A 21,159-nucleotide genomic window follows, 5' to 3' on the forward strand; every position below is an offset into this window, starting at 1 on the left:
CTATGACAGTGAGAGCTTCCCCGCCAGCGCCTTCACCTCACGCAGCGCAATCTCCCGCTTCGCATCGAATGCGTGCTGAAGCATCGAGGTGCTCACCGCAGCAACCGCCCTTCCTGAGGCATCCAGAACCGGCGCTGACACGCAGCTGATGCCTTGAATGATCTCCTCCTGATCCAGCGCATAACCGGTCTTGCGGATCGCAGCCAGTGCTGCGGTGAACTCAGCCCAATCCGTCAGCGTATGTGAGGTGACTGCGGATAAGCTTTTGCCGGAATAACGCCGTTCCAGCTCTCCCTCCGGCAGCAGCGCCAGCATCATCTTGCCCATCGCGGTCGCATGTGCCGGAAACCTCATCCCGGGGCTGGACTCCAGCCTTACCAGGGATTGCCCCTCCTGCTTGGCCAGATAAATAATCTCATCGCGGTCCAGCACCGACAGCTGAAAGGTCTCCCCCACCGCTCCGACACTCTGCACCGACTCTGCCAGAAACCGCTCTACCAGATTCATATTCTGCTTAAGCGAATCATTGTAAACGGTATTATAGTAGGAGATCCCGGCACCAAGCACATACCTCTCGCCCGCATCCTTCACCACCCACTGCAGAGTCTCCATTGTGCGCAGCAGCGAGAACATTGAGCTTTTGTTAATGCCGGTCTCCTCGCAGAGATCTGTCATTTTGAGTGCTCCGGGCTGTCTTGAGATAGCCTTAAGAATCAGATCTGCCCGTTCCAATGCCGGAACCCAGTACTTCTGGTCCACACCTTCATTCCCCTCTCATAAATCCATTGATTAAGCCTTTCAAGTTCACTATAATAATTATATGTTTATAATACCAAACCAGGAGGCAAAAATAAAATGAAACTTAGCCACCCGAATGCAGGTGTCATTCCTCCCGTTCCGACCATTCTGGATTCCGCCGGAAAATTCGACCGTGACGGAATGAAGCTGCTGATCGACAGCCTGATCGCCAAAGGGGTTCACGGTCTGTTTTTCCTTGGAACGGCCGGAGAATTCACCCTGTTCACCGCAGAGCAGCGTGAGGAGATCGCAGAGCTATGCCTGGAGTATACGAATGGCCGTCTTCCGGCTTGGATCGGCACCGGCAGCAATACCGTTGCTGAGACCCTCCGGCTCTCCCGGCATGCCGCTGAGCATGGAGCTACCGGCATCGTCATTATGAATCCGTATTACTACAAGCTGAACGGGGAAGCCCTGTTCGCGCATTATGCCGCTGTGCTGGAAGCGGTCGATGTACCGCTCATGCTGTACAACTTCCCGGCCATGACCGGCCAGGATCTGACTCCGGCCTTCGTGGCCCGTCTGGCCGCACATTATCCGAATGTACTCGGCATCAAGGATACCGTGGATCAGCTTAGCCATATCCGCCAGATGATCATGCAGGTTAAGGCGGTTAGTCCGGACTTCTCCGTCTTTTGCGGCTTCGACGAATATTTGCTGCCCACGCTGGCTGCCGGAGGTGACGGAGCGATCGCTGCCAGTGCGAACTTTGCTCCAGAGCTGATGCTCGGCGTGTATGACAGCTTCAAGCAGGGGGACTTAGCCGGAGTACTGTCCTTCCAGCAGCGGCTGATCGAGATTCCGGCGCTGTATGCCATCGATGACCCGTTCATCGCTTCGATCAAGGAAGCCGTCCGCTTGTCCGGCGTGCCGGTATCCACCTTCAGTCTGGCTTCGCCTGGGATATGGAGTGCGGAGCATGAGGAGAAGCTGAAGCTGATTTTCAGCCGGGCGGGTATTGCCCAAGGGTAAGCGAAATTTATAGCACATACTCATCCATTCTTATTTTTCACAATCACCCCTTCTATTAAGGTCAGCCCGTATTGGGGCTGGCTTTTTTTGGTGCTGGGCGGTGCTTTGTGCTTTTCCTAATGCGGCTGCTTCTTGTACACGGTTCCTTGTAAGGTGCCTAGTGAGGCTTCTTGCAAGGCTCTTAGTGAGGTTCCTCCTTTCTTCGCAGTGAAGGTAGGGCTATAATTTTGTTCAGATGCACAATGCGTGATTTAGAGGCAATATAGGCGGTTACCCGCTCAAGACGAGGAGGGAGTTCCAGTGTTTCAGCTATCGGAGAAGCAGGCGCAGGAGATTGTAGACAAGATGATGATGGACATCCCCTATAACATCAACATCATGAATCATGAGGGGATCATCATCGGCAGCGGATATAAGGCAAGGGTCGGCACCGTTCATCAGGGGGCTGTCGAGGCGCTGTCCACCGGGCAGAGGGTCGAAGTCATGGAGGACGGGCGATATGAGAAAAAGGGCACCAACGAACCGATTGTCATCGGCAATACCCGCGTAGGTGTAATCGGAATCTCCGGCAGCCCGGAAGAGGTCCGGCCCTTCTGCAATATCGTAAGAACCACGGTATTGCTGCTCATTGAACAAAGAAACACACTCGAGCATCTGGCCAGCGAAGCCAGTCGCAAGAAGGCTCTGCTGGAGATGCTCCTTGACCATCAGGGAGCATATTCCCAGAAGCTGCGGAAAGAAGCCGCAGCCTATCAGGTCGATCTTCTGCTGAAGACCACCGTGCTGTATCTCAAGCATGTGCAGCCGGAGCTGGATGAGGCGAAGCTTCTGTTCCTTCACCCGTCCTTCCAGCTCGACGGGGATACATGGGTAATCCTAGTCCAGAACCGGCCGGACTGCAGCCGATTAATTGCGGAGCTGATGCATAATCAGCCGCAGCTCCTGCTGGCCTCGGGCAGGCTGGAGTCCAGCATCGCGGAGGGCTACCGTCAGGCCAAAGCTGCCCTGGGTGTTCTTCTAGCGCTCCGCCCTGCTGTGCAATCGATCCGCTACGAGGATGCGGAATTCCTGGTGAAGCTCAGTCAGGCGAAGCTGTCAGACAAGCCCGGAACGGTGATCAAGCTGGAGGATACCGCCGATCTGCTGGAGACGCTCCGCAGCTTCATCAATCACAATTGCAGCGTCTCGCAGACGGCTGAGCAGTTGAACATCCACCGCAATACGCTGCAATACCGCCTAAAGCGGATCGAGAGCATCACCGGCAAGGACCCGAGGAACCTGCTGCAGCTCTTCGAGCTTACGCATGAGCTGCTGGCGCTGTATAAGTAGATACTATAAAAGAAGCACTTGCGATTAGAACCCAAAGCCTGGTCGTCGCTGCGGTGAACATTTGGACTTCCGGCCGCTCTTGTGTTTGGATTTCCTGATTTTAACCGCTCCTCGCGGTAGAAATCCAAACACAAAGGCGGTCGCTAACGCTCCTCCAGTTGCAAATTTCCCCTCCGCTTCTTTTTGCTTTTTGTTAATTTCTTAAGTGCTTCTTCTATAAGCTAAATTTCAGCACGATCATAGGTGGATTAAGTACATCTAATTTCCGGCTGAATGACAAGCTGGGGAGTTTAATTGGAAAAAAGGCATTTAGTTCAGCCCAGCCCCCCACCGAACGCAGGTTTCCGGGTGAACAAATGTACTTTTTCCATCTAAAATACCCCAATGTACGGATTAGCGAGAATTAAATGCCCTTTTTCCACTTCTTTCATCCATATGGCCGATGCAGCTATTAGGCAGCCTTCAGCCGCTCAACCACAAAACAGTGGCCCCGGGGAAATTTTATTCCCGGGGCCACTGTTCTCACATTCTATTCGGCCAGCTTCAGCAGCCTGGCGATATTCTCGCAGGTCCGCTCGACATTGGCGGGGCCGTCAGCCAGCAGCTTCTCCAGGCTCGAAGCGCCGGGAACGATGCCGAAGACGGCGTCGATCCCTTCGGCGTAGAGCGTCTCGATTCCCTCGCCGATATAACCGGCCAGGGCGATGACTTTTTTGCCGCTGGCTTTGGCGGTGCGGGCTACGCCGTACGGCGTTTTGCCGAATTTGGTCTGGAAGTCAATCCCGCCTTCTCCGGTGAAGACGAAGTCCGCCTGCTCCAGCTTCTGCTGAAGCCCTGTGTATTCAATCACGATCTCGATTCCCTTCTGCAGCGTGGCCTGCGTAAAGATCATCAGACCCGCGCCCAATCCCCCCGCTGCACCGGCTCCGGGAAGGTCGCGGACATCCTTGTGAAGCTGCTGCTTCACCACCGCCGCATAATGGGCCAGATTGGCGTCAAGCTGCTGCACCATGTCAGGCGTGGCCCCTTTTTGCGGACCGAATACGGCTGAAGCCCCCTGCTCCCCGCAGAGCGGATTGGTCACATCGCAGGCAACGATGAGCTGAACCTGCTGCAGTCTCGCATCTAGCCCGCTAACATCTACACTCGCCAGCCGTCCCAGGCTGCCGCCGCCGCGCGGAAGTAAGTCCCCCGCTTCATCCAGGAATCGGGCGCCAAGCGCCTCCGCCATTCCGGCACCCCCGTCATTGGTGGCGCTGCCGCCGATGCCGATGATGATTTTGCGGATACCACGGTTCAGACATTCCAGAATCAGCTCGCCCGTGCCATAGGTAGTGGTGATCAGCGGATTCCGCTCTGCCTTGTCCACCCGCTGAATGCCGCTGGCCGAAGCCATCTCGATTGCCGCCGTCTGGCCGTCACCGAGAATGCCGAATTGTGCCGTCACCGGCTGTCCCAGCGGTCCTGCAACTTCCAGATAATGAATCTCTCCGCCGGATGCGTCGACAAGGGACTGTACGGTCCCCTCCCCGCCGTCCGCCATCGGAACATGGATATAGGTTGCTTCAGGGTATATTTTGCGGAGTCCGGCCTCCATCGCTGTACATACTTCCTTCGCAGTCATGCTCTCCTTGAAGGAATCCGGCGCCAGTACAAAGGTTCTCTCTCTCATGTCCACACCTCATCTATTATATTGATCTTAGAGTAAAAATCCGTAAACCAGCGTAGCCACAATCGTCATTGTACCGCCAACTATGGCCTCATACGGGATGAGTCCCATGCGCTGCTTGATCGACATTTTCATACTGTCCGCTGTGACATGGAAGTAAGTGCCCTGCGGCAGCGAGTCGATGACCGTAGCTCCGGTATGAACCATCACAGCAGCAGCCAGCGGAGCCGTGCCCATATTCAGAATGGCCTGCCCGAAGGAGCCGGTAGCAACAATAACACCTGTGGATGTTGAAGCGGTAGCCGCAGCCATCAATATCCCTGAGATCGGTGCCAGGAACGTCCCGGAAATCCCGGACAGCTCAATCAGATGCACCACCTGGGCGGACAGATCGGAAGCGGAGATCAGACCGGCGATGCCGCCTGCTCCGATCAGGATCAGGATGGTTGCAGTCATTTTGCTAAGGCCGGAGGATGTGTATTGCAGCACCTTGTTGCCTTGTCCCATCGCCAGCATCCCGATAATCCCCGCCAGCGGCAGAATATAGAGCGCATCCACCTTAAGCTTGGTTAACGCTTCGATCCCGGAGATGGAGCCGATCGGGTTAATCATGAGCAGGACGATAGCCACGAGCGGAGCCACAATCGCTCTGCTAAGCGGCGGGTAAGCGGCCGTATTCGCGTTGTCTGCACCGTTTGCAGCTTCTGCCGTGGTAACCATGACGCCTTTTTTCTTCAGCAGGGTGGCTAAGATAACGGTTACAATTAATCCGCAGATTGCCGGGATCACACCTGCCAGCATGACATTGCTCAGATCAAGATCAAAGCCGCGCGCAGCAGCAATCGTATTCGGATTCGGTGAGATAATGTTACCTGCCTTCCCCCCGCCCGACAAGGCCAGCAGCAGCGCCAGCTTCGAGATCTCCATTTTGTTGCCTACAGATAAAGCAATTGGAGCCACAATCAGCACCGCTACCGGGATGAATACGCCCATTGCCGTAATGACCATAGTTGCCAGCGCGAGGGCCAGAATGGCCTTGCTTCCGCCGAACTTTCGGACAATAGCCTGGGCTATGGCTTCAGCCGCACCCGACTCCATCATCACACCAGCGAGCACACCGGCGGCCAGCACCCGCAGCACCGTGCCCATTACACTTTGTGTACCGCTTACAAGAACACTTACGGTCTGTTGGAGATTGGCTCCGCCGATCAGCGCCCCTACAATGGCACCCAGGAACAGAGCGTAGACCGGATTCAATTTTCTAAGGATCAGAATGATGGCAATTGCCAGTCCTGCAAGCGCTCCATACCAACCAATGATTAATCCTTCCATTTCAAATATCCCCCTAACAACTTGTTGAACACGCTCTCATTATAAGGTCTGGGGGGAGGAAAAGAATATTGATGAACGGACGAAATGCATTGTGCAAGTGACCAACGGAATAGGGGGTATATCTCAATTTTGGAATAGGTGCTCTGCAAAGAAATACGAACGGTTCTCTTTAATGATGTCATCAACCGTATCCTGATAGAAGTCAGCAAACCCACTTTCAACTTCCCTGCCGAGCTCCTGGTGCTGGCCATCTCCTGCCCTCTTCTCCTCCAACTGTCCTAATATCATCATTATATTTCATTACTTCCCTCATCATAAGGCTTCAAAGTTCAGTCAGGGTTGCAGGATTTTTGGTATATTGCGTATTGCGAGGGACAAAAAAAGCCAACTATGGCTAAAGGACCGTAGTTGACTTGATACACCTATTTCGTCAATTTTTCTTTGACATAAGAATGATCAAGTAAATTAAGCAGGCTCGGGGTTAAATACTTTACCTGGTATTGATTCAAATCGCTATTGATAATTAACTGACCATTCTGTTTTCTAATAAGTTGATCTGAACCATCTTCTAAAAACAAGAGGTTCCCAACATACTGTTTTAATATCTTCCCTATAAACTTAAGCAAAATTTCTAATCCTTGATCAAGGGTGTTTCCAAATAATTGAACTCTAATGCAAATATTCACATCTATTTGATAATGATTTCTTACAAAATTAATATCAGAAATATCCACTAGTTCAAGAGCTAAAGCAAAGTATTCAGTTCCAATAACTATTTCTTCTTCATCATTGTGAACTGACACCTCTTCTTTTAAATCTGTACATATTATTTCTCTAATAACTTCTGACAATGATTCAACATTCAAATCAGATTCTAAAAACAATTCAAAGTTCATGCATATCTATCCCCCATATATCCGCGTGATTTTCCCATCAACAATAATTAATAACTCTTGCAAGTTTTTCAGATCTCCGTTTGGATTAGCTTTCCTTATAATTTTCCCAGTGATCTCAGTTATTTTTTCTGAAGTGAACCCATCTAGATTAAGTACAATTCTCTCTGCCTGTGATTTTGTCTTTGTTCTAATATTTCTTAAAATATTGTCCACATTTGTATCCATTGTTGGTGCGTAACAGTCAAACACTTCACCTTCAATTAAATAATCTGGATTTGATGATTCTTTTACTCCATATCCATTTCCACCATTCACTTCATCTAGAATTTCAATATCATATCCCTGTTCTGCAAAGTTATCTGCTGTTTCGTGCTCTTTCTTAAGACCATGTGAATCACCTTTAGTATAATTCCCTTTAGGTTTTCCGCCTGCCGGCAAAGAAGGCTCAGTCAGTTTAACCTTCCTCGCCCCACCCTCCAAACCATCCATATACCGCTGCTGCACCGGCGTCTTCGGCAAGGCTGATGTATCGGGGATCTCTCCTATCTTGAAAACAAACCCTTCCGGCGTCTGCCCCAGCGGACTCATAGTCGGGAGCTTTTGCCTGATCCCTTGCAGGGCCTCCTTCGCTGCTTGGGTGACGGCTTCTTCTACCTCGCCCAATACTTTTCCTACTTTGCCAGCCTTCGTGACTTGTAGTCCAGGAACCAGGATGGAAGCGACCGAGCCCAGCATTTTCGCCTTCTCTTCGGGTGTACCTTCGTCAAACTGATGATACGTCATCTTTGCCGCTTCCACCAGCACTTCGGGATGGTCAATCAGATATTTCGCTTGATTCTTCATTTCTGTGGTGGTTTTGACCGGGTCTACCACTAGCTTGAAGGCAAAGGTTGCCGTATCCGCTACGCCCATCACGACCTCTTTCACCAATCCTTCGGTAAAAGCCAGCACTACATCTCCCGACTGACGGACCTTGCTCTCCCATTTCGTGAGGCCGTACGTGTTATCCAGCCACCCCAGATAACTGGTGTACATGGGGGTGAGATATTCATTCGGCACATAGACTTTCGCCTGATAAAAGTCCCAGGTGGTCTCATTTTCCTTGTTGTCTGCGGTAATTGGCGTGCCGTCCGGCAGCGTGAGCGGCGGCCCGTTCAACCGCCGCTCTGCTTCGATCTGCTCTTGAACCTGCTTAAGAGCCGCTGCGATCTGAATTTCCTGCCGCTTCGCCGCAAGCTGACTCCGCGCATACGCTCCGGCAGCGGTTTTCTCCATCGCCAGCCGCAGGAGCAGTAAATATTCTTCGTTATGTAGTAAGGGAACCTTGTCCGCTGTAATCGACGGATCATACTCGCAGGCTGTAACCGCTGGTTGTCTGTAGTGGGCGCTTAATTCCTTACCGGCTTCATAGTAGATCTTGGCTACGCCTAGAGAAGCCAGCTTCTGCCGGGCCTCTTCGGCCTTCGTATGAACAGCCTCCATCTGGGCTTGATTGCCGAACGCCTGATACACTTTGAAGGCCATCTGTGCCTTGGCGATCTGATTCCGCGCCGCGAAGATATCGTTCAGCTTACTTTGTGCAGCGATACTTTCTACGGTCAAGAGGCCGGAGGTCTGAATGACATTCCGGAGCTGCTGCACCACCGGGTCCCTGCTGAGTTCATCTTTTCCCGATAGAGCGGCAATCGAAGTGATGAGGTTCGTCGCACTTCGCTGCACAAATTCGGGGATGGAGACCCGTCCGGTGGCTGATTGCAGCCCCAAGCTGCCGAAGGCAGCGAGCAAAAGATTAAACTGCCTCGTCAGCTTGTCCGCCTGCCGCTTATTCTCTTCCTGCAAGTCCGAGACGCCTCTCAGGGCGACCCGGATAATATCCTCTAATTTCTCCGCTTCTACGGTTAATTCATTGATCAGGACCTGGGCCTTGATCATATGATCGCCCATCGGAATCCCGCCCCAGCCGCTGGACTGGCCCTTCAATTGAAGATATAGCCGATTGGTGTCCTGACTCACTTGGCCGATCTTCGTTTGCAGGCGCCTGACTTCATCTTCGTTAAATACTAGCTTTGTTGATGCCATCTTCACCCTCCCTTCGTACACCATACTTACCTGTAAGTTATGTACACAAATTCATAGAATCATGGACTTGCAACTTCTTGCAAATATACGAAGTTCTAAGATGATTCATTAAATTGCTTGAAAGATACTTTTTCTAGTATTGATCAAAGGGTCTATTTATGATTACGTTACCATCCTAGAAGAAGTCATAGAGCAAAATGTATGCGATAAACCAAACACAATTTGCTTCCACAAAGGGACTCGAACAATGTATGCCAAAAACAGCATACATTGTGCCGGTGCGCAGGTGTGTGGCCCGTATGTATGTGGAAAACAGCATACATTTGCTTGCACACAGGCGCTCGGGCCGAATGTATGACAAAAACAGCATACATTCGGTTCTGGTGCGCAGGTGTGGCCCGTATGTATGTGGAAAACAGCATACATTTGCTTGCGCACAGGCGCTCGGGCCGAATGTATGCCAAAAACAGCATACATCTGCTAGCGCACAGGCGCTCGATCCGAATGTATGCCAAATACAGCACACATTGTACCGGTGCGCAGGTACATAGGCCAAATGTATGCGATAAACCGAACACAATAGATGGTCCTGCGTACTTCTTCAGAATGGAGTTCCAGTATTCCATCTAAGTATTCAATATTTATCCAATATTGATGTTCAGATCCCTTTATTATCGGAATTCGGAGGCGTAAAGTTTATCAAAAAAATATTTTCATGACATATATTGGCTAACGATTTCGCGCTATACTCTATTGTAAGCGTTATTATAAATGTGCTAACGGGAGGGGATTTCATTCGTGTATACCCGTATCATCACCTTCATGAACAACCTGAAGCTCAGGACCAAGCTCTTCCTCTCTTTCGGCAGCGTCGTCCTGATTCCGGTGCTCATTGTGGGGGTGTTCCTGACCAGTGAATTGCGGAATATGGCGATGAACAATGCGCTGAAGCAGATTACGGCGAATGTCGACCGTGTGAAAAAACGGACCAGTGAGATGCTGAACGTTCCGGTGGATATCGTCTACCGCCTGTCCAATGACAGCCGGCTGGAGGAGGCTGCGAATCACCGGTACGAATCAGTCTATGATGTGGTGCAGGCCTATTGGGATTATCCCGACTTCCGGGATTTCGTCCGCCTGTACAAAGAAATCTCCAGCATCCGGCTGTATATCGACAACCCGACGGTGCTTAACAACTGGGAATTCCTCCAGGCTGATGCCGCAGTTACCCGGGAGCCCTGGTACCAGCTCGCCCTCGCCCAGAAGGGACTCGCGTTCTGGAGTTATATCCCCGACAGCCGCAACGGCCAGTATTATCTCAGCCTGATCCGCAAGGTGGACTTCCTCAAGCAGCGCACAACCGGTGTGCTGGTCGTGAATGTCAATTCGGATCAGCTCAGCAGCATCCTGAAGCAGGAGACCTTCGAGACCTTTATCGTCGATGAGAACGATCATATTGTCGCCTCCAACCGGGCAGGTACCCTCGGCAAGTCGCTGCACGAAATCAACCTGAAGCCGCTGTCCACCCTTGCCGGGCACGGGCCTGCGGATATCACGATCGACGGTCAGTCCTTCAAAATGCTGATCGACGATTGGCATCCTGTGGGCAGCCTGAACAGCCTGCGGATCATCTCTATTTTCTCCGTAGAGAGTATTGTAAGTGAGCCTAACCGGATTATTTCCCTGGCTTCTTCCGTCATTATCTCCTCCCTATTCCTTGCAATCATCCTAATCTACTACTTCTCCCGCCTGCTCACCGGACGCATGCTGCATCTCAGCAAGCATATCTCCAAGGTTGCCTCCGGCAATCTGGAAGCCAGGCTCGTGATCGACGGCAAAGATGAGATCGGCCAGCTGGCCCGGCAGTTCAACCACATGGTCCGCAATGTCAACGAGCTGATGAGCGAGGTGCAGGAGTCCAACCAGCAGAAGAATGCTATCCTGCTGAAGCAGAATGAGATCAAATTCAAAATGATGGCCAGCCAGATCAACCCCCATTTCCTGTTCAATGCCCTGGAGTCGATCCGGATGAAGGCCCACACCCGCGGCCAGACCGATATTGCACAGGTCGTCCGGCTGCTGGGCAAGATGATGCGCAAGAATCTGGAGGTCGGCGGGGGCAGAATTACCCTGCAAAGTGAGCTGGAGACCGTAAACTGTTACCTGGTCATCCAGAAATTCCGCTACAATGACCGGCTCGCCTACGAGCTGTATGTTGATCCGGCAGCGAATACCTTAAAAATTCCGCCGCTTATTATTCAGCCGCTGGTGGAGAATTGTGTCATACACGGCCTGGAGGACCGGATGGACGGCGGAATGGTCCGGGTGGATATCCGGGTGGAGGATGCCCTGCTTAAGGTTCAGGTCTCCGATAACGGAACCGGAATCCCGCCGGCCCGGCTCGCAGAGCTGCGGCAGATGCTGGACAATAACGATGACTATGAGACCCACAGTATCGGAATGCGTAACATCCATCTGCGGCTGAAGCTGACCTACGGCCCGGAATGCGGCCTGGTTCTGTCCAGCCAGAGCGGATACGGCACACAGATCAGCTTCGCCATCCCTATAAGGAGTGATTCCTATGTATAGTGTGTTAATTGTTGATGATGAATTGTCTATCCGCGAAGGGCTTGTTACTCTGTTGGATTGGGAGAGTCTGGGCTACCGGGTAGTGGATACAGCTGCCAACGCGGTTGAAGCCAGGCATAAGGCTATGCTGTATTCTCCGGACCTGATGATTGTCGATATCCGTATGCCCGGGAAGGACGGGCTGGAGCTGATCGGCGAGCTGCGGGAGGATCATGAGGAGCTGCATATTCTCATCCTGAGCGGCTATGCCGACTTCAGCTATGCCAAGCGTGCACTGTCTTACAATATCGATAACTATCTGCTTAAGCCAGTCGATGAAGAGGAATTGCAGCTGTATCTTACGGGCCTATCCACCGTACTGAATGCGCGGCTGACGCACCGCAAGAATCATGAGGCTGTTAAGGTCTGGAGCCGGGAGATGCTGGTTCAGTCCCTGCTGATGGAGAGCAGTCTGCATCCCGCCCCGGCGCTGATGGAGTCGGCGCTGGAAGCAGGGCTGCTCTGGGATGCCTACCAGATCGTGCTGATCCGGCTGCTGCTCCAGGATCATGCGGACAACGGACCTTCCAGCAGCGTCAAGTCCCGGCTGACGTCAAGCTTCGAGGACAATAGCCGGGGCATCGTATTCGCGCTTGATTCTTATCTCGGGGTGCTGCTTCAGCCCTCTTATCAGAAGGAGCTGGTAAGCAAACGGATGGCCCGGCAGATCCGTGAGGCCGCTGCCGCTGAAGGACTGGAGTGCATCATCACCGCCGGGGATATGGTGGACAGTCTGGCGGAGCTGCAGCTCTCCCATCAGTCGGCGCTGGCGCGGATGAAGGATCACTTCTTCTATGATGAGCCGGGGATGATCGGCCCGGATTCGCTCAAGCTGAAGCAGGGGCTGCCTGCGAACCCCCAGGATACGGAGAGCAGGCTCGCCCCTGTGATGGACCGGCTCTATTTCGCCATGGATACCGGCAATCTCAGCGTAATCTCTGACCTGATCCAGGAAGCAGGGGACCTTATGGCTGCTGCGGGATTATCCGAGATGGCGGTGAAATCCTACTATGTCCGGGCCGTTACTACTATGTCCGGCAAGCTCTCCGTTCATTATAAGGAGCTTAGCGCTGCGCAGAGCCTGATGGAGGAGCAGATTCAGCAGATCTACAGGCATACCTCCCTCCCCCAGCTCCAGCGTTATATCTCAGGTCTGCTGGAGGAATACGCTGGCGGGATTATACGCGACGATATGGATGTCCTGATGAAACGGATGGTCGATCTGATCCACCGGCACTATGACGAGAATCTGAAGCTGGAGACGCTGGCCGATGTGTTCACCTATAGCAGTGCCTATCTGGGTAAGCTGTTCAAGAACACCATGGGCTGCTCCTTCAACACTTATCTGGATACGATCCGCATTGAGAAGGCCAAGGAGCTGCTGGATCAAGGCTGCAAAATCCATCAGGCTGCCAGCAGTGTCGGCTTCAGCGATGTCGATTATTTCCGCGAGAAATTCAAAAAAATCGCAGGCATCTCCCCTTCCGCTTACCGGAGAAAGGAGCCGGAGAATGTTTTTTCAGAAAGCGCTTACGAAAAAGACTGATTTTCCCCTGTTTTTACACTCAAATCTTCGGGTGTTTCCCGTCCTGGCGGCAGATTATGATAAAGCTATATCGAAGGAGGGACATAAATGAAAGCGATTACCACCACGATGAAGCCGGAGCCGAAGAAATCTGCTGCAAGCTTCTGGGGGAAATTCCGGCAGCAGAAATACCTCTATATGATGGCTGTTCCTTTTGTCCTCTGGGCCTTTGTCTTCAGCTATCTTCCGTTATGGGGGTGGATGATGGCCTTCCAGAAGTATAAGCCGGGCAAATCCTTTTTCGAGCAAAAATGGGTCGGCCTCCAGTACTTCCGGGAGCTGTTCCAGGATGAGCAATTCTTCAACGCCCTGCGCAATACGCTGGCCATGAGTATTATGGGACTGCTGGCAGGCTTTATCATTCCGATTATCTTCGCTATTCTGCTGAATGAGGTACGGCTGCAGGTGCTGAAGCGCTTCGTTCAGACGGTGTCGTATCTGCCTCACTTTGTGTCCTGGGTGGTTGCCGCCGGGATCATTACCAAGATGCTCTCCACGGACAACGGCGCAGTCAATGACCTGCTGATGGGTCTTCATATCATCAGTGAGCCGATCCAGTTCATGGCGAAGGGCAATCTGTTCTGGGGCATTGTTACCGCCTCGGATGTCTGGAAGGAGACGGGCTGGAATACGATTATCTATCTCGCCGCCATCTCAGGCATCGGGCCGGAGCTGTACGAAGCAGCCAGGGTGGACGGAGCCAGCCGGCTCCAGCAGGTGCGTCATATTACTTTTCCGGGCATCCGGGGTACCATCGTGATCCTGCTAATCATGTCCATCGGCCATCTGATCAGCATCGGGTTCGAGAAGCAGTTCCTGCTCGGCAACAATCTGGTGCGTGACTACTCGCAGACTCTCGACCTGTATGCCCTGAATTACGGGCTGGGGATGGGACGGTTCTCCTTCGGGACGGCGATTAATATTTTCAATTCCGTGGTGAGTGTAATTCTGCTCTTTACGGCCAACGGCATCTTCAAAAAAATAACCAAGGAAAGCATCATATAGGAGGCCCTGCTCATGATTAAAAAACTGGCTGCGGCATCCTGGTCGGACCGCATCTTCGATTTGGTTGTTTATCTGGCGATTACGGTCGTAACTGTTGCTACGCTGTACCCTTTTCTGAACGTGCTGGCGATCTCCTTCAATGACTCGACGGACAGCATCAAGGGCGGGATTACGATCTACCCCCGGATGTTCACCTTCAAGAATTATGAGACGATCTTCGCCTTCTCCGGACTGATTACCGGGTTCAAAATTTCGGTGCTGCGGACGATTATCGGGACCCTGCTCGGACTGGTCAGTGCCTCCATGCTGGCCTTCACCTTAAGCCGGGTGGACTTCCAGGCCCGCAAGTTCGTCTCTACCTTCCTGGCGCTGACGATGTACGTATCGGGAGGTCTGATCCCCTTTTACATTCTGATTAAAGATCTGCATATGATGGGTACCTTCGGCGTGTATGTTCTACCCGGTCTGGTGAGCGCCTTCAATGTGTTCGTGATCCGCTCCTTCATCGACGGGCTACCGTACGCTCTTCAGGAATCTGCCAAGCTGGACGGAGCCAATGACTTCACCATCTACTGGCGTGTTATTCTGCCTCTGACCAAGCCAGCCTTGGCAACCATCGCCCTGTTCCTGGCCGTCGGCCAGTGGAATGCGTGGATTGACACCTATTTGTATAATGGCTCGAAGGACTCGCTGACCACCCTGCAGTTCGAGCTGATGAAGGTCATTCAGAGCACCACGACCAACGCGGATAATTTCCGCGGACGCAATATGACAGAGGTCATGGCCCAGATCTCCCCGGAATCGGTCAAAATGGCAATCACCATTGTCGTCACCGTTCCCATTCTGATTGTCTATCCGTTCCTGCAGCGCTATTTCGTCAAAGGCATGACGCTGGGTTCGGTCAAAAGCTAATCGGCTTAAGCGGTATCTTCAGGCTGAGGCCTGTGAATACAATATGATTCTACCAGACAAAGGGAGGGTTTCAATTCATGACAAGAAAGACGGCGAAACCGGTTGTGGCGCTGATGGTGCTGACCTTGCTGCTCAGTGTGCTGGCAGGCTGCGGCGGGGGCAATAATAACGGCAACAAGAATACGGCTGAGAATACCGGGGCCAAGGCCACGAACAGCGGCAATGCCACGGCAACAGCTGAGGCTACGGCGGCGGCTGAGGACCTAAGTCCCCTGACACTATCCTTCTTCGCGGAAGACCCCAATCCGAACTGGAACAATATGAAGGATGAGGTCAGTACCGTCATTACGCAAAAGACGGGCGTCACCCTCGATGCCGAATTCGCTGTCGGTGATCCGCAGCAGAAGATTGCCCTCATTGCAGCGGGCGGGGATTATCCCGACATTATCTCGGCTAAAGGCGACATCGGCAAGCTGGTGGATGCCGGCGCGGTCCTTGATCTGACCGATCTGATCGATAAGCATGCCCCTAACATTAAGCGCGTACTCGGCGATAATCTGGCCCGCGCCAAGTACACGAATGAAGACCAGTCGATCTACGCTATCCCAACTTGGGCAGCAGTGGATGAGAAGAAATTCGTAGCGGGCGGCGGCTTCGAGCTGCAACACCGGGTATTGAAGGAAGCCGGGTATCCGGAGATCCGCACGGTGAAGGATTATGAGAACGTAATCAAAGCCTATCTGGAGAAGCACCCTACGGATGAGAACGGCAACAAAAACATCGGCGTCTCCCTCAACGCGGATGACTGGCATATGTACATTTCCGTCACCAACCCTGCGGTAGCTACGACCGGCGGCTCCGATGACGGTGAATATTACATCGATCAGGAGACTCATGAAGCGATCTACCACTTCCGCCGCCCGGAAGAGAAGGAGTATTTCCGCTGGCTGAACCACATGAACGATATCGGCCTGCTTGATAAGGAGAGCTTCGTGCAGAAATACGACCAGTACAAAGCCAAAGTAGCGACTGGACGCGTGCTTGGCCTAATTGACCAGGACTGGGACTACAATGACGCACAGCAGGCGCTCAAAGCCGCCGGCAAATTCGATCAGACTTACGGACACTATCCGGTCACTCTGACGGATGAATACAAGGAAACCAGCTTCTGGCCTACCGGCTTCATGGGCGGCTACGGCATCTCCATCTCCACTACTAACCCCGATCCGGTGCGGACGATCAAGTTCCTGGATTACCTGGCCTCCGATGAAGGTCAGATCCTGAACAACTGGGGTGTTGAAGGCAAGCACTATAAAGTGGAGAACGGCAAACGCGTAGTTCCGCAGGAAGTCCAGGACCGCATCAACAACGACAACACCGCCTTCACGAAGGAAACGGGCATTGGCTTCTACTGGAACATGATGGTTCACTACGGTGACGGTGCCAAGGATTCTACGGGCAACTACTACACCAAGAACTTCCCTGAGCAGCTGGTTCTGGGCTATAGCGATGTTGAGAAAGAGACGCTGGCAGCCTACAAAGCTACGACCTGGAAGGACCTGTTCCCGAAAGAAGAGGAATTCAAGGAGAAAGCCTACGGCGCAGCCTGGAACATTTCCATTCCCGGTGAGGATGAAGTCTCCATTCTGGGCAATAAAATGAAGGATATTACGTGGAAACGCATCCCGCAGGCCATTCTGGCCAAACCGGCGGAATTCGATAAAATCTGGGATGATTACATGGCCGATCTGGAAAAAGCCGGCGTTAAGAAAATGGAAGCTGGCTATACGAAGTACGTGCAGGACCGTGTGGAGCTGTGGACCAGCAAATAAACAATTCAGATAGCTTGAGCTAAAATGCACAGATCAAAGGAGTAGTCGCCACTGCGGAGATTTTGGACTTCCGGCCGCTGTTGTTTCCAGATTCGCTGATTAAGACCGCTGGTTGCGGTAGAAATCCGGAAACAAAGGCGGACGCTAACGCTCCTACAGTTCCAAAATCTCCTCCGTCGCTCCCTCCTTTATCTGAAGTTTTATAGTTCAACCTATATTTCAGTGCAGAAGGACACCCGTGCGGGAAATAGCACGGGTGTTGTTTGCTGTGTTAGGATGCTGCAGGCGCTGGAACGATCGCAACTGCATTTTGTACAACAGAATGCTATAAAAAGGGCTTCGAAATAGAATCTATTGTATCCAGTACAATTGAATGTTGAAAAAAGGCCATTTTCCACCCAAAACACAACATTCTACTGTATGAAATACAATAGACTCTCATTTTACGGTCAGCTATGCCTTTTCTATTGCAGGAAATACAATCTAGCTATGCAGCTCGTGGTAAGTTTTGTTAATCATTTCGGTGTATATGGAAGGCGGGTATTCCTTCACCTGATCGTAGGCAAATTGGGACAGCCGCAGTGCTTCCTCCTTCATGCCCCGGCGCATACAGATCTGTGCGCGGTAAGCATAAGCTGTCAGCAGGTTGGCGCGGTCAAGCGGGTGGTAGACCTGATCACCCGGCTCGGCTTTGGACAGGCTGATCAGCGCTTCATCGTCCTGGCCGAGATGATACCTTGCGATGCCGGACATGAGCTGGACGCTGGATGCGTAATGTTCATCCTCCTGCGGATACCGCTCCGCCAGCGCAAGAACCTTGCTGTACTCTCCCTTAGCTACCGCAAGTCTGATCTCTCCGATCACCACCAGCTTCAGTGAATCCTCAGATTCGGTGAATTCTGCGAATGCTCTGGCCTTTTTCATGGCCTGCTCTGCCGCCAAGGTCTCTCCTTCGGTCAGCGCCAGGATACCGAGCACCCGGTACAGATGATCCGTCATATAGTAGATTCCCTCTTCCCGTGAAACCTGCAGTGCCGCCAATGCAGCTTCACGGCTTCCCGCATAATCCCCCAGGGCAGACAGACTAATACTCTCGGCATAATGAAGATCGATTTCAAAGATAAAATCATTTCCCACCTTGTTATCCTCATACTCCTTGCGGACCCGCCGGATCAGCTCCAGCCCGTCCGCGTATCTGTTCTGTGCGAAATTCAGGGCATAGGAAATATACTGCACCTTCGCCCGTTCCACGAATAAGCCGAAGCGTTCATAGATCAGTGCTGCCCGTTCCAGCTCCGCTTCCCCGCCTCCGGCTCCCGTATAGAAAAGGGAACTTACATAGAACTCCAGCAGACGCGCAGCATCAATCGTCATCGGAAGCGTACGCTCCGTGAGCGGCTGAAGCCGCTGGATGACCTCCCTGTAATTCTTCGCCTTGAACTCAGCCTCCATCTCCCGGACAAGCGGAGCAAGCTCCGCCTCCTCCTCGCCTTCGAGGAAGTAGCCCGGATCAACTCCCAGCCTGCCGGCCAGAACCTGCAAGCTGTTCATCGAGGGCAAGGCGCGTCCATTCTCGATTTGACTCAGCATGCTCTTGGTCATATGGTCTCCGGCAAGGTCCGTCTGCGTAAGCCCCTTAGCCTTGCGCAATTGCTTGACTTTCTCTCCGATGGTTTGTTTGGTGGTCATCTGCTTGCCAACTTTCCAGGTAGCTTTTCTTTTCAGTATAGCTTACCTATACCCTAAGAGAAAGCTGGAAATACGCTAAAGTTAAATTATATTAAACTTTTTGTTGTATTCTTCAACTTTTACTCATACAATAAGTTTAATTAAACTTAACTTTTTTGATCAAAGGGAGTGCTATTATGTCTCAAATAACATCCGCAGCCCATGATAAGGCAGCGACTAACCGTAACATATTTCTCTTCTTCAGCAGCAAGCTGGTCTCTGTTCTCGGCTCCAGTATGTACACCTTCGTAGCTGGTCTGTTCATTCTGAATGAGACTGGGTCAGGGAGCAGCTTCGCCGTTACACTGCTGTGCGGGCTGCTGCCCGGTATCCTGCTGGCCCCCTTCGCCGGTGTGCTCGCCGACAGAGTTAACCGCCGCAGGCTGCTGATCGGCTCGGACCTGGCCAGTGCCCTGATTATGTCCCTGGCCTTTCTATTCGTCTCGCTGGAGGGAATGTCCCTATGGACTATCTATCTGTCGCTCATTCTATTATCTATCTGCTCTACCTTCTATAGTATCTCAGTCTCCTCCTCGATGATGATGCTTGTAGACAGCGGCTCCGTCCAGCGGGCCGGATCACTGAATCAGATTGCCGGATCGGCTGGGCACCTGCTGGCTCCGATTCTCGCCGGTCTTCTGTATGCCTTCCTTCCCCTTCAGGATTTCATGCTGCTGAACGCGGCAGGCTTCACCGTTTCGACCGTGATGGGCTGCATGCTGAGATACAAGCCGATTCCACGGCTTCATGCTGCCCTTGAACCTGCCGAAGCCGCTGGCCCCCAGCCGCTCCGCGAACGTCTGGGCACTGCTGTTAACGGGGTACGCACGAATCTGAAGGAAGGCTTCGCTTATGTGATCCGCCGTCCGGTCCTCCGCTCCCTGATGGGGATTGTGTTCTGGATTAATTTCTTCGTCGTCGCCCTGAATGTTGTGCTGCCCTACGTTGCAGTACAGACACTCGGACTCTCCTCGAAGCAATATGGAGTCCTCGAAGCGATGCTGGCGGCAGGCGTACTGCTGATGTCGCTGCTGCTTGCTATACTTCCCCAGAGCAAGAGTCCGGTGAGGCCGATCCTCGGAGGCTTAAGCGCGCTGGGAGTGTTATTCCTCGCACTGGCGGTTCCGCTGCTGCTGCATTTCACTCCGAAGGCCACCTTCCTTCTCTTCCTGCCGCTGCTCCTGCTTGTCGGTATCATGATTATGGTCATCAATATTCCGATCCAGGTATATCTGCAGCAGACCACCGAGGAGGAGTATCGTGGACGCGTATTCGGGCTGGTGGAGGGCATCGCCGGTTCCATCGCTCCGCTCGGAATGCTGCTCTATGGAGTCCTCCTCGACCGGATTCCCGGCTCGTTCATTCTGCTCGTCTCCGGTGCAGCTATTCTGGCGGTCACGCTGGCCGGACAGAGAGGCCTTGTCCGCAGCAGTGCCGCTGATCAACAGGCCGCTCAGGGGAAGACAGAGCAGGCGGGGGCCTGAATGTCTGAATTGACCATAGCTGGCAAGCTGTCCAATTGATACGCTTAACGCAGCAGAATCTAATCAAGGAGGCGGAACGTTATATGTACGCGCACCACAGGCAGACGCTGGAGAAGCTGGCGGAGAAGCTGGAGCAAGACCCTGCTTGTCTGGCGGCAATCACCAGCGGATCTGTAGCCAAGGGAACCGCCAGCGAGTCCTCGGATGTGGATGTTCATCTGGTCTTCACCGATGAAGCCTATGCGGAATATGAGCAGAACGGCAGGCTCTCCTACGTGGACCGGGAAGTCAGCACCTATGAAGGCGGATATGCCGATATCAAGGTGATCAACCGCCGGTTTCTGGAGCTTGCCGCCCGGCGCGGCAATGAGCCGACGAGGTATGCTTTTACCGGTGCAGAGGTATTATTCTCCAGAATCCCGGAGCTGAATGAGCTCGTGGCCCGGATTCCCGTCTATCCCGAGGAGAACCGCGAGCGTAATTTGCGGGAATTCTGCGCCCAGATCTACCTGTACGGGCTGTATTTCGCCAAGGAAGCGGGCCAAAAAAATGACGCCTACCTGCTCGCTCATACGGCGGTCCAACTGGTGTTTTTTAGCGGACGGATGATTCTGGCGTATAACCGCCTGCTTTTTCCAAGCCCTAAAGGTCTGCTGGATGCTGTCGATGCTGCGGAAGCCCAGCCGAAGAATTTCCGTACACTGGCAACAGAGCTGCTGCAATCGCCCAGTGCACATAAGAGTGTGCGCTTCGCCGCGAAGATGCTGACTTTCTATAATCATGGCTTGTCCTTCGAGCAGGCACTCGGGATCTATGTGCTGAACAACGAGCGTGCCTGGATGGAGCAGCCTCCTTCCTTACAGGACCGCTAGTGTAGACAGACATTCATATTCGGCATACTTACTGGAAC

At 52.6% G+C, this 21,159-nt stretch carries 16 protein-coding genes; 9 read left to right on the forward strand and 7 right to left on the reverse strand.

Features of this window, described 5'->3' with window-relative positions; translation table 11 throughout:
* Positions 1 to 759: an IclR family transcriptional regulator gene (locus NST69_RS20850; RefSeq protein ID WP_342547011.1), complete on the reverse strand. Its 759-nt coding sequence runs from the start codon at positions 757 to 759 to the stop codon at positions 1 to 3.
* A gap of 96 nt (positions 760 to 855) precedes the next feature.
* Between NST69_RS20850 and NST69_RS20855 the strand changes: the two genes are divergently transcribed.
* On the forward strand, positions 856 to 1,770 hold the full coding sequence (locus NST69_RS20855; protein ID WP_342547012.1) for a dihydrodipicolinate synthase family protein: 915 nt from the start codon (positions 856 to 858) through the stop codon (positions 1,768 to 1,770).
* Positions 1,771 to 2,070: 300 nt separating this feature from the next.
* Positions 2,071 to 3,099: a sugar diacid recognition domain-containing protein gene (locus NST69_RS20860; RefSeq protein ID WP_342547013.1), complete on the forward strand. Its 1,029-nt coding sequence runs from the start codon at positions 2,071 to 2,073 to the stop codon at positions 3,097 to 3,099.
* Positions 3,100 to 3,628: 529 nt separating this feature from the next.
* Here the strand turns inward: NST69_RS20860 and NST69_RS20865 are convergent.
* The 5 genes from NST69_RS20865 to NST69_RS20885 form a co-directional block, all read right to left on the reverse strand.
* Positions 3,629 to 4,771: a glycerate kinase gene (locus tag NST69_RS20865; protein ID WP_342547014.1), complete on the reverse strand. Its 1,143-nt coding sequence runs from the start codon at positions 4,769 to 4,771 to the stop codon at positions 3,629 to 3,631.
* 27 nt (positions 4,772 to 4,798) lie between these two features.
* Entirely contained in the window at positions 4,799 to 6,100 is a 1,302-nt protein-coding gene (locus NST69_RS20870; RefSeq protein WP_342547015.1) for a Na+/H+ antiporter NhaC family protein, read from the reverse strand.
* Between the two features lie 123 nt (positions 6,101 to 6,223).
* A complete protein-coding gene (locus tag NST69_RS20875; RefSeq protein WP_342547016.1) occupies positions 6,224 to 6,391 on the reverse strand; it encodes a hypothetical protein in 168 nt (55 codons plus the stop codon).
* A 131-nt stretch (positions 6,392 to 6,522) separates the two neighbouring features.
* Entirely contained in the window at positions 6,523 to 6,996 is a 474-nt protein-coding gene (locus tag NST69_RS20880; protein WP_342547017.1) for a hypothetical protein, read from the reverse strand.
* 6 nt (positions 6,997 to 7,002) lie between these two features.
* The gene (locus NST69_RS20885) at positions 7,003 to 9,075 is read right to left on the reverse strand and encodes a hypothetical protein (RefSeq protein WP_342547018.1); all 2,073 of its coding nucleotides are present in this window, start codon (positions 9,073 to 9,075) and stop codon (positions 7,003 to 7,005) included.
* A 798-nt stretch (positions 9,076 to 9,873) separates the two neighbouring features.
* Here NST69_RS20885 and NST69_RS20890 point away from each other — a divergent pair.
* The 5 genes from NST69_RS20890 to NST69_RS20910 all read left to right on the forward strand — a co-directional run bounded on the left by NST69_RS20890 (position 9,874) and on the right by NST69_RS20910 (position 17,037).
* Positions 9,874 to 11,664, forward strand: a complete 1,791-nt coding sequence (locus NST69_RS20890) for a sensor histidine kinase (protein WP_081751385.1) — start codon at positions 9,874 to 9,876, stop codon at positions 11,662 to 11,664.
* A complete protein-coding gene (locus NST69_RS20895) occupies positions 11,657 to 13,249 on the forward strand; it encodes a response regulator (protein WP_339249729.1) in 1,593 nt (530 codons plus the stop codon). Before NST69_RS20890 ends, NST69_RS20895 begins: the two co-directional genes overlap by 8 nt.
* Before the next feature lie 87 nt (positions 13,250 to 13,336).
* Positions 13,337 to 14,293: an ABC transporter permease subunit gene (locus tag NST69_RS20900; protein ID WP_036731659.1), complete on the forward strand. Its 957-nt coding sequence runs from the start codon at positions 13,337 to 13,339 to the stop codon at positions 14,291 to 14,293.
* Positions 14,294 to 14,305: 12 nt separating this feature from the next.
* The gene (locus NST69_RS20905) at positions 14,306 to 15,205 is read left to right on the forward strand and encodes a carbohydrate ABC transporter permease (protein ID WP_340979791.1); all 900 of its coding nucleotides are present in this window, start codon (positions 14,306 to 14,308) and stop codon (positions 15,203 to 15,205) included.
* A gap of 77 nt (positions 15,206 to 15,282) precedes the next feature.
* Positions 15,283 to 17,037, forward strand: a complete 1,755-nt coding sequence (locus NST69_RS20910; protein WP_340979792.1) for an ABC transporter substrate-binding protein — start codon at positions 15,283 to 15,285, stop codon at positions 17,035 to 17,037.
* Between the two features lie 483 nt (positions 17,038 to 17,520).
* Here NST69_RS20910 and NST69_RS20915 read toward each other — a convergent pair whose 3' ends face one another.
* A complete protein-coding gene (locus NST69_RS20915) occupies positions 17,521 to 18,726 on the reverse strand; it encodes a helix-turn-helix transcriptional regulator (RefSeq protein ID WP_342547019.1) in 1,206 nt (401 codons plus the stop codon).
* Between the two features lie 176 nt (positions 18,727 to 18,902).
* Here NST69_RS20915 and NST69_RS20920 point away from each other — a divergent pair, with 176 nt between their 5' ends.
* Together NST69_RS20920 and NST69_RS20925 are read left to right on the forward strand one after the other, a co-directional pair.
* Positions 18,903 to 20,249, forward strand: a complete 1,347-nt coding sequence (locus NST69_RS20920; protein WP_339249737.1) for an MFS transporter — start codon at positions 18,903 to 18,905, stop codon at positions 20,247 to 20,249.
* Positions 20,250 to 20,332: 83 nt separating this feature from the next.
* Complete coding sequence (locus NST69_RS20925) at positions 20,333 to 21,121, forward strand: nucleotidyltransferase domain-containing protein (RefSeq protein WP_339249739.1); 789 nt, start codon at positions 20,333 to 20,335, stop codon at positions 21,119 to 21,121.
* Positions 21,122 to 21,159: the final 38 nt, after the last annotated feature.

The organism is Paenibacillus sp. FSL P2-0089 (genome assembly GCF_038595095.1).
Lineage (GTDB): Bacteria > Bacillota > Bacilli > Paenibacillales > Paenibacillaceae > Paenibacillus_AQ > Paenibacillus_AQ silagei.